Genomic DNA, 14,264 nt, shown 5'->3' with positions numbered 1-14,264 from the left:
GGAGCCTGCCCCTCCGCTGCCGTGACGGGTACACATGCCCCCTTCATATATCCATCCCACAGCGGTTCTTGAACCACAGATGATTTTCTGCCATAGTAGCGGCACCCGTCACAGAAAGGAACCCCACTTTTGGATACCGTCGAAAAGCAACCGTACCTGTTTGCCCGCCTCCACTGGCACTGGCGACTGCAACGCTGGAAACGCACCTTGTCCCGCTACGTTTCGGATCCGCGGGTGCCTTACAACCCGGTGTGCGTTTCACGCCTGCTTATCGGCATCAACCTGCTGTGGTTCACCTGGATGATTCTGCGCGCGCTGGTTGCCGGCCTCGGACTCGGCACCGTACTCAATCCGCCCACCGGGCTGCTCATGTATTTCGGCGCTCAGCGCTGGAATCCCGAGGTTCTGGTTTTCCACCAGTGGTGGCGTTGCCTGACGTATGCCTATACCCACGGCGGACTGATGCATCTGGGGTTCAACATGGTGGTGCTCTACCAGGTCGGCCCCCTTATCGAAGATCACATAGGCTCGGCACGCTTTTTCATCCTTTACACCTTTACCGCCCTGACCGCCACCCTGCTGGGGTTGCTGTGGCATCCGCTGGTCCCGGTGGTGGGCGCCTCGGGATCCCTGTTCGGACTCATCGGTTTCGCCGTGGCCTATTTTCACCGCCTGGGCAACCATGCCCACACGGTGCGTAATTTCATGTTTCAGTGGGCAGCCATCGCCTTTATATTCGGCCTGATCATGGGCGCGGACAATGCCGGACATCTCGGCGGCGCCATAGGCGGAGCTGTTTTCGGTCTGCTGCTGCCCCTGGGCAAACGCGGGAACAAAATAACATCCCATCTGTTCGGCGGGCTGTCCGTAATGGCGGCGGTCGTTACACTGGCCTGCCTGCTGTTGCAGCTTATCTTCCCCTATCCAAGCTGATTCGGAACACGACCATGGCCAAACAAAAACAGCCCGTTACCCCCGCGATCCGCATGCTGCGGCAACACAAAGTCCCCTTTGTCGGTCACCTTTACAACTACGAAGAACATGGCGGCACCGCCGTATGCGCCCGGGAGCTGCAGGTGGACGAGCACGCGGTGATCAAGACCCTGATTTTGGAAACGGACAACAAAGATCCCCTGATCGTCCTCATGCACGGCGACCGCGAAATCTCCACCAAGGATCTCGCGCGACTGCTGCAAGTCAAACATGTCACGCCCTGCGCACCGCAAACAGCGGACCGTCATTCGGGCTATCAGGTCGGCGGCACCTCGCCTTTCGGTACACGCAAAAGCATGCCGGTATACATGGAGGAAACCATTGCCGAACTGCCAACCATCTATATCAACGGCGGTAAACGCGGATTTCTGGTCGCCATGACACCGCAGGATCTGATCAAGGTATTGGACCCCACCCCGGTGCACGTCGCTCAACCCTGATACGGCGGGTGGCGAAATCGAAACTGTTGCTATAATGGTAGCGACGGTATTTTTCGCCATTTCACCATCGAAGGGGGAGCCATGTCCACTCACCGCTATTCCGCGTTGCTCACCGACCTCTACGAACTGACCATGCTTGCCGGGTATTTCGAAAAGGGCATGCACCGGCAGACGGCGGTGTTCGACATGTTCTTTCGGCATAATCCTTACCATGCCGGTTATGCCATCTTTGCCGGACTGCAACCTCTGCTCGAATACCTGTCGGAACTGAGATTCACCGCTTCGGATCTCGCCTATCTGAAAGCCCTCGGTATCTTCAAACCGGCCTTTCTCGACTTTCTGGAAGGTTTCCGTTTCCGCGGCAAGGTTACCGCCCCCACCGAAGGCACAGCCGTGTTTGCCGCCGAACCCCTGGTCACCGTTGAAGGGGAACTGGCCGAAGCCCAACTGGTGGAAACCGCCCTGCTCAACATCATCAACTTCCAGACACTGGTAGCCACCAAAGCCGCCCGTATCGTCAGTGTGGCCAGGCCGGGTATCGTGGTGGAATTCGGTCTGCGCCGCGCCCACGGTCCGGATGGCGGTCTGAGCGAAGCCCGGGCCGCTTTTATCGGCGGCGCACGCAGTACCAGCAACACCTGGGCAGGCCAGGTCTTCGACATACCGATCAAGGGCACCCATGCCCACAGTTGGGTGATGGCGTTTCCGGACGAGCTCAGCGCATTTCGGGCCTACGCGGACTGTTTTCCGGATCAATGCATTCTGCTGGTGGACACCTACGATACTTTGGCCAGCGGCGTACCGAACGCCATCATCGTGGCGCGGGAGCTACGCGCCAGCGGCCACGAAGTCCGAGGCATCCGGCTCGACTCGGGCGACCTGGCCTATCTGAGCAAGGAAGCGCGCCGCATGCTTGACGAAGCAGGTTTTCCGGACATCAAGATCGTCGCATCGAGCGACCTGGATGAAACCGTTATCCAGTCCATACGCAACGAAGGTGGCTGTGTCGATATTTACGGCGTAGGAACGCAACTGGCTACATGCGGAGGAGAAGGCGGCGGTTCGCTGGGAGGGGTTTACAAACTCGTGCGTTTCGATCATCATCCGAAATTAAAAGTGACCAGCGACATCGCCAAAGCCACCTTGCCCGACCGCAAACGCCTTCTGCGTGCGGTATTGCCCAACGGAGAGTACTGCCTCGATGTTATCTGCCTGGAAGACGAAGAGCCCGGCCCCGGTACGACGGTATTCGACCCCGTCAACCCGGCACGCACCAAGACCGTACCGCCCGATGCGCATTTCGAAGAGGTCCGCCAGGTTGTCATGCAAAACGGTCAAATCACCCGGCCGTCCCCGTCCCTGGATGCCATGGCGGACCGCTGCGTCGAGCAGATGCGCCGCCTGCCCAACGGTACCATCCGTTTGACCAATCCGCATATCTACAAGGTTGCCATAAGCAGCGGGCTGCACGATATGCGCACGCGTCTGATGCAAGAGGCACTGGAAAACCAGCCCGGCTACAGGGAGGAGTAACCCTCGGGGACATCAAAACCGGCGAGACGCGACACGCCGGTTTTGATGTTGCCCAGCGACAGGAGCTGGCCACGCATAATACGCCCGGTTTCCCGGCACATACTAGGAGTGCCGGATATCCCGCAGGAAGCGCCCCCCTTACTTCTTCACCTCAGCGGATCCGGCACCACTTTTTTGCCGCCAACGCGGCCCGTAATCGATGGCATCCACAGGACACACCCGCAAACAGCGCGCACAGGAAAAACACTCGGCAGGCCACTTTTTACCGGCCAGACGGTCTTTGGCGGCCTCGACCGGACAGGCGCGATCGCAAGCCCCGCAGTCGACACAGATCTGGGAGTCGATGCGCACGCCGGTCAGACTGATTTTTTCCAGAAACCAGGCGTACCAGCCAAAAGGACAGACCAGCTGACAGAAAGGCCGGTAGATGACCAGCGACAGGAGCAGACTGACCGCCACGGCAATGCCGATGGAAACCTGGCTGAACTCGAAACCGAACAGGTTGAAAGGATTGAGGCCGTGATACAACACCCATCGAGTCCCGGTGACACCGGAAACAATGATCAGAAACGATGCGAAAATAAGCGTGCGCACCGTCATGGTGAAAAGAAACGGCAATCGCAGATTTTTATACCGGCGCAGCAGCGGCAGATCGTAGACCAATTCCTGCAAGGCACCGAAAGGACACCCCCAACCGCATATCAACTTGCTGCCCAATAATGCCATAAGGGTGAAAAACAGCAAAAAACCGAGCTTTATCCAGGGGTCGTCATAAAAGCCTGCCAGGGCTTTAACAAATTTCACCAGACCTTCCATGGGATTGGGCGACTTACCACTGGCAAATCCGAAAAACAGCACCACCAGGGCCAGCGTGGCATGGAAAGCCAGGGGACTATAACGCTTTGCCACAGGCAGCGGACACCCACGTTCAAATCGGCCGCCGCGCAGCAGCCACCACAACACGCCGCCAAGCAGAACGGGCCACAGCAGGTAGTTGTATAAATCGGGTACAGCTTGCGTTTCCCGGTGGCGGCCATCTCCGCGGGAAGCGCCTTCGGCGTCTTCTGCGTTCGGGTTATGGCCACGCCCCTTGCCGCGCCCCCGGCCCCGCATGAGCGGTTCGCTGGAAAGGGGCTCCAAGGCAACACCCGACGACAGAAGATCCTGTACCGCCTTGTCCGTCACGCCGAGTTCCCGCAGGGACAGCTGTTTGTCGATGGGGCGATCCAGCCCCAGAGCGTCGGCCAAAACACCGCCGCGAAGGTTGCAGGCATGGGCCAGTTCTGCGAACGTCATCTCGGGGTCGACCGTCACGTCAACCGATGCGGATACGGAAACATGCCCAATCGACAGAAGCAACAGCGCCAACCACATCGTGATAAACGATTTCATCGAACCACCCTTTCGGCAAGGAAACCCGCGATACCGCGTTAAACCTTGAAAAATGGCCTTTGTCATGCTATACAGCCAGTTTTCAAAAGATCCGTAAAAATAAAAAAACCATTAAAGGAGAACACTTTATGAGCGATACTAACCCCGTTGCCCGCATTGAGACATCGCAAGGCACGATCACTGTCGAACTCGACATTGAAAAAGCCCCTGTCACCGTAGCCAACTTTATCGAGTACGCAAAAAACGGCTTTTACGAAAATACGATTTTTCACCGTGTCATCCCCGGCTTTATGATTCAAGGCGGCGGCATGACTGCGGACATGGAAAGCAAAGCGACCCGGGCTCCCATCAAAAACGAGGCGGCTAACGGGCTGCAGAACAAACGCGGCACCATTGCCATGGCACGTACCCAGATCGTGGACAGTGCCACGGCACAGTTTTTTATCAATGTCGTGGACAACGATTTCCTCAATCACCAGGGACCCAACCCGGCAACCTTCGGCTACGCTGTCTTTGGCCACGTCATCGAGGGCATGGACATCGTCGATGCGATCCAACAGGTATCGACCGGCAGCCGTAACGGACACCGCGATGTCCCCGTCGAGCCGATCCTCATCGAACGCATCACCATCATCGACTGAAAAGTAAAACCTTGCAATCCATAGGATCCATGGACCTTGCAGGTCCCATGGATCCTTACCTGCAGGAACCTGGGTTTCAGCCCTTGACGCTGATCAGATATTTGAGATAGCGCCCCTCGGGGAAAGTGACCGGATAGGGGAAATCACCCGCCTGCCCGTAATTGCCGATCACACGCAAGGTCGCCCCGGCGGCCAGGGCGCCGCGCCGCAGCTCTTTGAGATAATCGGCCAGATCGACTTTCTGATGGTTGGATGAAGTAATCAATACTCCGCCCTTCTCCAGCAGAGGCAAGGCTTCCGATACCAGGTCGGAAGTCCCGCCGCTGGTGGTGAAACGGCTCTTTTTTACGGTGGAAAAACTCGGCGGGTCCATGATGATCACATCAAAGCTTCGCCCCTGCCGCTGCAGGTCTTTCAAAACATTGCGACAATCCCCGACCAGAAACTCATGACGTTTGGGATTGAGGCGATTGGCTTCGAAATTGGCGCGTGCCCATTCCAGATAGGGTGCCGAGGCATCGACGCTGGTCACTTTGGCCGCACCGGCCGCCGCCGCGGCCACCGAAAAGGCGCCCGTATAGGCAAACAGGTTCAAAACTCTGGCTCCTGCCGCACGGGCCATCAAGTCCCGCCGGTTATCCCGTTGATCACTGAAAAGACCGGTATTAAGCCCCTCTTCCAGTTCCACCAGGAGAGTAAGACCGTTTTCCTTAATCTTCAAGCGACCGGAGAATCCCTGTCCCCACAGCAAATGACTCAATTTTTTGGGCTTGTCCGCCAGTTTGCGGGTCTGTTGGGGCCGAAATTTTTCATAAATACCGACCGGCTCCAAAGCTTTTTGCAGAGCTGAAACCAATAACGGCAGATGCGGTCGCCACGCACGACTGAACAGCTGTACCATCAAATAATCGCCGTACTTGTCCACCGTCAGTCCGGGTAAAAAATCGCCCTCGCCGTTTATCAACCGATAGGCATCGGTATCGTCCAGTGCGAGATGACGCTGACGTAATTCGAGGGCCTGTTGGACTTTATCATGGACCCAATTCTGATCTAAATCCATAGGCGCAAAATCGAGCACCCGGGCCACCACCCGATCCGCAGGATCAAGCAACGCGGTGGCAAGAAAACGGCCAGCTTCATCGGCAAGCTGGATCAGGTCGCCGGCATTCCCTTTAGGCCATTTCCGGGTATAGCGATCGGCAAGCACCCAGGGATGGCCGAGTTGCAGCATCTGGGCGGTTTGCGGACCAACGATAAATGCAGATTTCTTCATGCGGATAATTCCTTTTAAATAAAACGGGTTTCCCGATGGAAACTGAAGTAAAAGAAGGTTATTCTACCCGGCAATGTTCCAACCACCAAGGTAAAAGGATCTCTTTACAAAGGTTAAATCGATGAATGACACACCCAAAACCGCCGCGGAAACCCACATGGAAAACCTCATGGCACAACTCGAACCCGGATCCGACCGTTATCGTGTCCTTGACGTGGCACGTCGCTTCAAATCGTCATGGGTCGAACTGGGGGAACAGTTGTTGCGGGTCAATCAGGGTTCGTTATACCAGCATTGGGGTTATGCCTCCTTTGAAGAATACTGTCAAAAGGAAATCCGCATCCGCAAGCCGACGGCTCAGAAACTGACCCAGGCTTACCGCTTCATCAGCCGTGAAGAACCCCAACTGCTGGCAGAAGAGTCGCCGCTGAAGTCAGTCCCCGACTACCGCAGCATTGACCTGCTGCGCCAGGCGCGCGAAGAGCATTCCTTTTCGGATGCGGACTACGCCACCCTGCGCCAGACAGTTATCGACCAGGAACGCAGCCATCCCACGGCTGTCAAATGTTTTAAAAGCCTTGCACCGGAACCGGAACCCGACGGCAAGGAGCGCTATCGCCTGTATAAACAAGCCCTGTCTGCCGCCCGCCGCCTGACCGATGCCGTCGAACAGATGGACGACGTGCCGCCGGGCCACCGCGACGTTCTGCGAGATATCCTTGCCTGGCTCGACACGGCCACCGCCGCCGAAACCGAATCCTGCGAAAAGGCGGACTGATGCCCGCGGCTCAGGGGGAGAAACCGCCCTGCCCGCATCAAATTATCCTGCAAGGCACATCCAATCTCCGAGAAGTGCCGGGCACAGGCGTTTACGCATCCCCGCTGTCTCGCAATGAAAGGCTGAATGCACAATCCGGTACTTCCCAAATCGATACCGTTCATGCTATCCTCCTTCCTCCCTGCGGCCAGTTCCTAACAAGTGGATTTCGCCGGGACAAGCCCCCGCAAGGGTGCTATAATCGATTCATTCTAGGAGAAATGAATGTCCAAGAATTTCAAGGATAAAGTCAGGGAACAATTCAGCCACTCGGCCGAAAGCTATGTCCAGAGTCCCGGCTTCGCGCAAGGGGACGATTTAAAAGAAGCCGCCCGCCTGCTGCAGCCGACCCAGGATGATATCCTGCTGGATGTTGCCTGCGGCGGAGGACACACGGCCCTGTTCTTCGCCCCCATGGTACGCAGCGTGGTGGCCTCCGACCTGGCCATGCAAATGCTGAAGCGGGCGCAGGAATTCATCAGCGAGGAAGGCGGTGTCGAAAATGTCACCTTCCGGGAAGCCGATGCCGAGGATTTGCCGTTTCCGGCCGGCGCCTTCACCTTGCTGACCTGCCGCATCGCTCCGCATCATTTTCCGGATGTGCCGCGCGCCCTGGCCGAGTTTCACCGGGTGTTGCGCCGTGGCGGAAGAATGGCCATCATCGACACATTGTTGCCCGAGGATCCGGAAATCGCCGAGTTCATGCAGACCTACGAACAGATGCGCGATCCGACCCATGTCCGTTCCTACACTAAGCAGGAATGGTCGCAGATGGTGGAAGCGGCCGACTTCATTCTGCACGATATCGAAGTCGTGTCCAAGACCCACGATTTCCAGGAATGGGCTCAACGTACCGGTATGAACCGCGACGGCGTGCAGAAACTGAATAAGTTGTTTATCGAAGCTTCCGACAAAATCCAGGATTTTTTCCAGGTCGAGACCTTCGCCGGCGAAGTCGAATCCTTCACCGACAAAAAGATTCTCATCTACGCCAGTCGGCCTGCGAAAAAACCCCATGTGCAGGCGACCAAACAACAAGAATCGTAACGACAACCAAGGCCCCGAAGCTTACGCTCCGGGGCCTTGTTCGTTTTCATCGTCCATGGATACCTTGCGGCTTATGCCGCCCACTACTCACCGATCAACTTGACCAGCACCCGCTTCCGGCGTCCGCCATCGAACTCTCCGTAGAAAATCTGCTCCCAGGGCCCGAAATCGAGTCGACCGTCGGTTATCGCCACCACCACTTCCCGCCCCATGATCTGGCGCTTGAGATGCCCGTCCGCGTTATCCTCTCCGACATTGTGCCGATAGCCGCTGACCGGCTCATGCGGAGCCAGGCCCTCAAGCCAAACCTCGAAATCGTGGTGCAACCCGGATTCGTCGTCATTGATGAAGACGGACGCTGTTATATGCATCGCGTTCACCAGAGCCAACCCTTCCCGGATACCGCTGTCGTCCAGGCACCGTTGCACATCGCTGGTGATATTGATAAAGGCTCGGCGCTGGGGTATGTCGAACCATAATTCCTTGCGAAAACTTTTCACCGCTTCCCTCCCGGACTTCAGGCACCGCCATCCTTCACGCGGGTGCGCAAATAACGTCGAATATGGTTATGGGCACGGGGCGTCACCGCCCACTCCAGCCATTTGGGCAGCACCGTGGGATTCATCCCCCGCTCAATCTCGACCTGATCCCCGTCCATAAGGCGCGACTTAAGTTGACGGGTCTGGCCATTGATGCGGGCCCGCCAGGCAAACAGACCGACTTTTTCATGGATGGCAAAAGCAAAATCGAGGGCACTGCTACCGGCCGGCAAGGTACGGATTTCCCCTTTGGGGGTATAGACCTGGATCGTGGATGCGGCCAGGCGCAAACTTTCGGTATCGAAAGCCGCCTCGCCTTCCAGCAGCGATTCCATAAGCTCCTGGAAATTCTCCTTGCGAAATTCGAAGCCGGGAGTGAGCACGCCCGACTCGTTGAAGCGTGCCAGTTTATGGGTGGTGATTTCAACCCGCAAACGGACCTGTCCGGCTTGCACGGTGGTTTTAAGGGCCTGGTAGCCGAAGGGAGACGGGATGGTGAGATGATCCCTCAGTTTGCCGGGAATGGCATTGTAAAGCTCATGCACGATACCGAGAGCCAGATAGGCATCCATGGTGCGTGCTACCTGGATTTCCAGGGTATAGAGGGAGGAAATACCGCGTCCCATGCAACGCGTGGCATCGATGGAAAAAGGCCGCCAGCGATCCTTCATGGTCGTTGCCAGACGATAGTGCTCGAAAGCCTGCCGAAAATTAGCGCGGATCTGACGAAGCTGCGGTTCAACCTGTGTTCTTAAAGCTTGCACCACGCGCCGATAGCGGTTAGCACGCCCCGGATAAAGAATATTCAGGGAAAGCGCTTCCATGTGGGAGGCGACATGGCCCATGCCCAGATGTCGGGCCAGAGGCACGTACACCGCGCGGGTTTCTTTGGCAATGAGCGCCTGCTTACCCGGATTGAGGGCGGAAATGGTCTTCAGGTTATCCATGCGGTCCCAAAACTTGAGACACAGTACCCGCACATCCTCAATGGCCAGCAACAGCTGTTTGCGATAGGTCTGGGTCTTGAGAACTTCGCGGCTGAGTTCCTCGGATGAAACCTTGGTCAGCCCATTAACCAGTCTTGCCACCTCGGGGCCAAAAGCGGTTTCCACCTCGGCCAGGGTCATGGGCGTATCCTCGACCACATCGTGCAACAAGGCCGAAACCACCGAAGCGAAATCCATCCAGTGCCGCGCAGCTTCGTGGGCGACACGCAACGGATGGATAAAAAAAGGCTCGCCCGATTTGCGAAATTGCCCTTCATGCGCTTTGGAAGCAATGGCAATGGCATGATTGAAGTCGCCAATGCCGGCATCGAGCTCCTCTTCACTCAACCCGCCACCGTAATGGGTGACCAGCAGCTCGAGGATGTCGTTAACCATGCGCCGTTCTTTGTTACTGGTTTCTGCCACATATCCTCCATGGCGAGGGGACCGAAAGGATCCTTAACGAAAAAATGATTTTTCCTGTTTATCCGCCGATATCTTTGACTTCCGGCGTAACCGGTTTACCTTTGAAGGGAGACTTCCTGACGACCTGCTATCACGTAAGGAGCGAAACCATGATCCAAAAACGCCTGGAGAGTATCCGAAAAAAACTTCTGGATCTGCGCGAAGCGCGCCTGCAAGAAATCCGTCGCCAGAACGCCGATGCCGCCGCCTTGATCGACGAAGGCGTCGCCGATACGGCGGATCAGGGCCTGACGGACAGCCTCAAGGATTATCTTCATTTGCTCGGCGATGCCGGTCGCGAAGAGATCCTCGAGATCGACGAAGCGCTGGAGCGCCTGCGAGACGGGAGCTACGGCCGCTGCGAGGCCTGTGGCAAGACTATCGACATCGCCCGTCTGGAGATCCTGCCCTTTACCCGCCGGTGTCTGACCTGCCGACAAGAAGCCGAAAAAGAAGCAAAGACAAAAGCCGGCCCCGGCAAAGGGCTGCTCTAAACCGTATCGCACCGGCATTGCCCGTCGTGGCGGGAATTACCCCGGAGGCCAGTTCATGGTGCGGCCGCCAAGCAGATGAAAATGCAGGTGCCAGACGGTCTGACCGGCGCCTTCGTTGCAGTTGTTGACAACCCGGAAGCCGTCCTTCTCGAAACCGTGTCGTTCGGCCAGTCGTGAGGCGACCTGATAAACATGTCCGACAAGCGCGTTGTCCTCAACGGCCAGATCGAGGGTGGTGGGGATATGCTTACGCGGGATGATCAGATAATGATGCGGCGCTTGCGGTGCGATATCCTGCAACACCACGACCTTTTCGTCCTCGTAGATAAACGTGCCCGGTATTTCGCCGGCAATGATTTTACAAAAAAGACAGTTGTCCGTCATCGTCGTTTTTCTCCTCGTTGCTGGCCGCCACTGACGCCCCCGCGGTACGCAGGGAAACCAGGTGCCAGCCATCTCGTGTGGCCCGGCGGCGCAGAGCGTCCTCGTGACTGAGCAGAATCACCTGTTGTCCGGCTGCACACTGTTCCAAAAACTTCACTACCTGGCTGCGACGTTTTCTATCGAGATTGCCAAGCGGCTCATCAAGCACCAGCGGCAACCGTACCGGCTCGCAACACAGCTGGTTAAAGGACAGACACAGTGCCAACTTCACCAGGGTGCCGGTGGCGCTGCTGAAATAGTCGACCGGCAGCCAATCGCCAGCCGGTCCGGGCAATTCGACGGTAAAATGCGGCGTAATGCGCACCTGCTCAATGGCCCCACCGGTCAACCCGCTCAATGTTTGCCCAAGGATGAAAGCGAAGGTTTCCAGATCGGAGCCGGTACATTCGGCCAGGGTCTTCTCCAACAGATCGCATGCCACACGCAAAGTCGCACTGCGCGCTTTGAGTTGCGCCTCTTGAGCCCGAAGAATCTCGCCCTGCGCTTCGATAGCCGAGCGGGTATCCAACAGTTCATCGAGTTCGCCAGGCTGCCAGCCCTCATCCGCAGGAAAATCCGAAGTGTCTTCAGGCGCCGCTGCCGCTGTCGGTCGAGCCGCGCCAGTGCAAGCCTGTTGCATGGGCGGCGCTTCGGCGCCATCGGCCGACGGAGTGACCGGGGCCGTCTCCTCGGGGCTCTCGGCCGGAGCCGTTGCACACTGCTGCAGCTGTTCCAGAAGCTGACGATGGCGCAGCAGATTTTTCTGCATCCGCACCATCTCGACGGGCGATGGCGTCATACCAAGAGCCTCGAACCGATCGTTGAGGGCGGTAAGTTGCTGCTGTAGTTCACCGACCGCAGCTTCGAGAGCGGTAATCTGACCATCGAAAAGACGGCGGGTCTTTCGAACCTGCAAATAGCGCCACCCCTGCCATGCACCCAACGCGCCGGCGACCAGCGCACCGGCGACAATCGGCTTGAAGCCCGGTTGCGCGCGGTACCACAAACCTGCCGCGGTCCACAAACCGGCCAGCCCCCACGCCGAACTTTTCCAACCGGGTATGCGGCATCTGCGGCGCTCCTCCTGGCGGGCACCGAGGGCGCGCTTCTGCTCGGCCATGGCCTGTCGCAACTCGGCACAGGTATTCAGCAGGTCCGGCAACTCATGAGGAATCTCACGCGGCAAACCGGTTTTGGCCAACTCCGCCTCCAACGCGGCACGTTCGCTGGCCTGATCCGTTACAAACGCGCCATGCCCTGCGGCGGTTTTGTCGGCAGCCGCATCCTCCCCGACGGGTTCCTCCACCGCAACGGGCACCGCCTCAGATGCCGTCGCCGGCCCAGCCTGGTCGCTGTCTGCAGGCTGGGCAACCGGTTTTTCGCTCAAAGGCCCGGTATCCCGACGGCAACACAGGCGAATCGATTCATGCACCGCAAACCATTCCGTTTCCAAGGTCTGCAACTGCTGTGCGATCACATCCAGCGCCCCCGGTTCCTGCGTTTCAAGGCCCCAGGGGTTGGCACTGTCTATGGTCACATACTCATCCTGCAAGGTCCTGAAAACTTCCGCCAATTCACTGGCTTCCGGATCGGCAAAACCGGCCTTCAGGCTCTCGGATAACTGTTCCACCGATGCCTCAAGCGCATCACCGCACAACTGCAATTGAAACAGGTCCTTGCGATTTACGCCCAGCAGGGTCTGCAGACGGGACAGATAGGCACGCTGTTCTTCCGGCGCGTCCCCGCTTTTGGGAGCGACACTCAAAACGGGCTGAAAATCGCCGCCAGATGTCGCTTCGGACCATTCCACGCGGCCGGTGACGAAATCCCGTTCGATTCTGACCTGGCGACCATCTGCTTCCCAGACCAGCGCCGCCCGGCAGTTGTCGGGGCTTTCCCACGGTATGAGTCGCGAAGCCTCCGGGGTGCCGAACAATACCGCCGATAGCGCCTGTACCAAAGTGGTTTTACCCGATTCGTTGGGCCCGGATACCAGGTTAATGCCAGGGGCGAATTCGACGACCTCGTCCCGGAAACGTCCGAAAGCCTGCAATTCCAGGCGCCGCAGCATCATGATGCACCTCCACCCAGCGCTTGGCGGCGCAGCAGAATCTCCCGCACGGCGGCGTCCAGCAACAACTGATTCTCGTCGGACCGCCGAACGGCCAGCGCCTGCGCGTTGCGTACCAGCAAACCGCTCAGATCGTCCTTGCGTGCCAGGGTTTCCGCCAGCGGACTGCCGAGCAACATGGACCGGTCATCGATTTCCAGATAATAAAACGCTTCTGCTGCCTGCTGTTGCAAAAGTGCCCCATCCAGTACTGCCGCCGGCTGGCCGGTCAAAGTCAGATGTACCATACCGTCAGGACTGCCGAAAGAAAGAATGCGCTGCAACACCTCGTCGTGACAGCGGCAATCACTCAGGTCCAGGCAAACCTCAGACAGGGTACGCTTGTTCACGGCAAACCTCTCAACGCTGACCGACGCGGCGTCGACACTGGCCAAAACACAGCAACGTTCGCCGTTTTCTCCGAAGGTCAGGCCCTCCGGTGTGCCGGGGCAACATGCAAGCAGGCGCTCATCTTTACGCCATTCGCAAAAGTTGTGCACTCCGCCGAGAGCCAGATAGGAAGCCCCGCTCTCCTGCCACCAGGCACTGTCGCACCACCGCGCGATATCGATGTCCAGCCCCGTCTTTGCCGGCAGGTAAAGCAGGCCGACATGCACCCCGTCGGCTGCGGCAGAAACAGCGGCAGGCCAGACGGCCCGGTCGTCCTCGATCCGACCGCTGTGCAGATGCAGAGGCTGCCCGTCGATATCCAGCGTCACGGATTCGGCCTGCTGCGGATCGAGAACCAGCACCCCGTCAAAAACTCCGCGTGCATAAACCCCATCGGGGGAGCGCGGCATATCATTTTGACCCGGCAGAACCACCGGCAGAATACCGTTGTCACATAAGCGTTGAAAACCGGCGCGCACATGAGACACCAGGTCCGTAGTCGGCCAGGGAGACGCAAACAGGTCTCCGGCCACAACCAGCAGATGTACCTTACGATCGATGGCAAGCTCAACCATACGCTCAAACGCATACAGTTGATCGTTACGCCTTGCAGCAGCGCACTCGGCCAGTTCGGCAAAAACAGCTCCAAGATGAATATCTGCGGTATGCAAAATGCGGATCATAGTCAGAAAACCGAATAAGCAATAGGTAACAAACAGAT

The 14,264-nt window shown here is 57.7% G+C and carries 14 protein-coding genes; 7 read left to right on the top strand and 7 right to left on the bottom strand.

The window, feature by feature from the left end; all coding sequences use genetic code 11:
* Nucleotides 1-129 precede the first annotated feature (129 nt).
* The 3 genes from PCAR_RS06190 to PCAR_RS06180 all read left to right on the top strand — a co-directional run bounded on the left by PCAR_RS06190 (nucleotide 130) and on the right by PCAR_RS06180 (nucleotide 2,966).
* Entirely contained in the window at nucleotides 130-933 is an 804-nt protein-coding gene (locus PCAR_RS06190) for a rhomboid family intramembrane serine protease (RefSeq protein WP_011340792.1), read from the top strand.
* 14 nt (nucleotides 934-947) lie between these two features.
* Nucleotides 948-1,433: a Cys-tRNA(Pro) deacylase gene (ybaK, locus tag PCAR_RS06185; protein WP_011340791.1), complete on the top strand. Its 486-nt coding sequence runs from the start codon at nucleotides 948-950 to the stop codon at nucleotides 1,431-1,433.
* A gap of 81 nt (nucleotides 1,434-1,514) precedes the next feature.
* Entirely contained in the window at nucleotides 1,515-2,966 is a 1,452-nt protein-coding gene (locus PCAR_RS06180) for a nicotinate phosphoribosyltransferase (RefSeq protein WP_011340790.1), read from the top strand.
* A gap of 138 nt (nucleotides 2,967-3,104) precedes the next feature.
* Here the strand turns inward: PCAR_RS06180 and PCAR_RS06175 are convergent, their stop codons facing one another.
* Complete coding sequence (locus PCAR_RS06175; protein WP_011340789.1) at nucleotides 3,105-4,358, bottom strand: 4Fe-4S binding protein; 1,254 nt, start codon at nucleotides 4,356-4,358, stop codon at nucleotides 3,105-3,107.
* 128 nt (nucleotides 4,359-4,486) lie between these two features.
* Here PCAR_RS06175 and PCAR_RS06170 point away from each other — a divergent pair, with 128 nt between their 5' ends.
* Entirely contained in the window at nucleotides 4,487-4,999 is a 513-nt protein-coding gene (locus PCAR_RS06170) for a peptidylprolyl isomerase (RefSeq protein WP_011340788.1), read from the top strand.
* 76 nt (nucleotides 5,000-5,075) lie between these two features.
* Here PCAR_RS06170 and PCAR_RS06165 read toward each other — a convergent pair whose 3' ends face one another.
* Nucleotides 5,076-6,272 carry a class I SAM-dependent rRNA methyltransferase gene (locus PCAR_RS06165; protein WP_011340787.1) on the bottom strand — a complete coding sequence of 399 codons (1,197 nt, stop codon included), beginning with the start codon at nucleotides 6,270-6,272 and terminating at the stop codon, nucleotides 5,076-5,078.
* 121 nt (nucleotides 6,273-6,393) lie between these two features.
* Between PCAR_RS06165 and PCAR_RS06160 the strand changes: the two genes are divergently transcribed.
* Together PCAR_RS06160 and PCAR_RS06155 are read left to right on the top strand one after the other, a co-directional pair.
* Entirely contained in the window at nucleotides 6,394-7,050 is a 657-nt protein-coding gene (locus PCAR_RS06160; protein WP_011340786.1) for a hypothetical protein, read from the top strand.
* A gap of 264 nt (nucleotides 7,051-7,314) precedes the next feature.
* Nucleotides 7,315-8,136 carry a class I SAM-dependent methyltransferase gene (locus tag PCAR_RS06155; RefSeq protein ID WP_011340785.1) on the top strand — a complete coding sequence of 274 codons (822 nt, stop codon included), beginning with the start codon at nucleotides 7,315-7,317 and terminating at the stop codon, nucleotides 8,134-8,136.
* 83 nt (nucleotides 8,137-8,219) lie between these two features.
* Here PCAR_RS06155 and PCAR_RS06150 read toward each other — a convergent pair whose 3' ends face one another.
* Nucleotides 8,220-8,636, bottom strand: a complete 417-nt coding sequence (locus PCAR_RS06150) for a secondary thiamine-phosphate synthase enzyme YjbQ (protein ID WP_011340784.1) — start codon at nucleotides 8,634-8,636, stop codon at nucleotides 8,220-8,222.
* 17 nt (nucleotides 8,637-8,653) lie between these two features.
* Entirely contained in the window at nucleotides 8,654-10,087 is a 1,434-nt protein-coding gene (locus PCAR_RS06145; RefSeq protein ID WP_011340783.1) for an HD domain-containing protein, read from the bottom strand.
* A 149-nt stretch (nucleotides 10,088-10,236) separates the two neighbouring features.
* Here PCAR_RS06145 and PCAR_RS06140 point away from each other — a divergent pair, with 149 nt between their 5' ends.
* Nucleotides 10,237-10,620: a TraR/DksA family transcriptional regulator gene (locus PCAR_RS06140; RefSeq protein ID WP_011340782.1), complete on the top strand. Its 384-nt coding sequence runs from the start codon at nucleotides 10,237-10,239 to the stop codon at nucleotides 10,618-10,620.
* 36 nt (nucleotides 10,621-10,656) lie between these two features.
* Here the strand turns inward: PCAR_RS06140 and PCAR_RS06135 are convergent, their stop codons facing one another.
* From PCAR_RS06135 to PCAR_RS06125, 3 genes are read right to left on the bottom strand one after another with little or no spacing between them, the layout of a single operon-like run.
* Entirely contained in the window at nucleotides 10,657-11,004 is a 348-nt protein-coding gene (locus tag PCAR_RS06135; RefSeq protein ID WP_011340781.1) for a histidine triad nucleotide-binding protein, read from the bottom strand.
* A complete protein-coding gene (locus tag PCAR_RS06130; RefSeq protein ID WP_011340780.1) occupies nucleotides 10,979-13,117 on the bottom strand; it encodes an ATP-binding protein in 2,139 nt (712 codons plus the stop codon). Before PCAR_RS06130 ends, PCAR_RS06135 begins: the two co-directional genes overlap by 26 nt.
* Entirely contained in the window at nucleotides 13,114-14,226 is a 1,113-nt protein-coding gene (locus PCAR_RS06125; RefSeq protein WP_011340779.1) for a metallophosphoesterase family protein, read from the bottom strand. Before PCAR_RS06125 ends, PCAR_RS06130 begins: the two co-directional genes overlap by 4 nt.
* Nucleotides 14,227-14,264 lie beyond the last annotated feature (38 nt).

Origin of the sequence: Syntrophotalea carbinolica DSM 2380 (assembly GCF_000012885.1) — a bacterium.
GTDB lineage: Bacteria > Desulfobacterota > Desulfuromonadia > Desulfuromonadales > Syntrophotaleaceae > Syntrophotalea > Syntrophotalea carbinolica.
The sequence above is the reverse complement of the archived record's forward strand: the minus strand, read 5'-3'. Positions and strand labels throughout refer to the sequence as shown.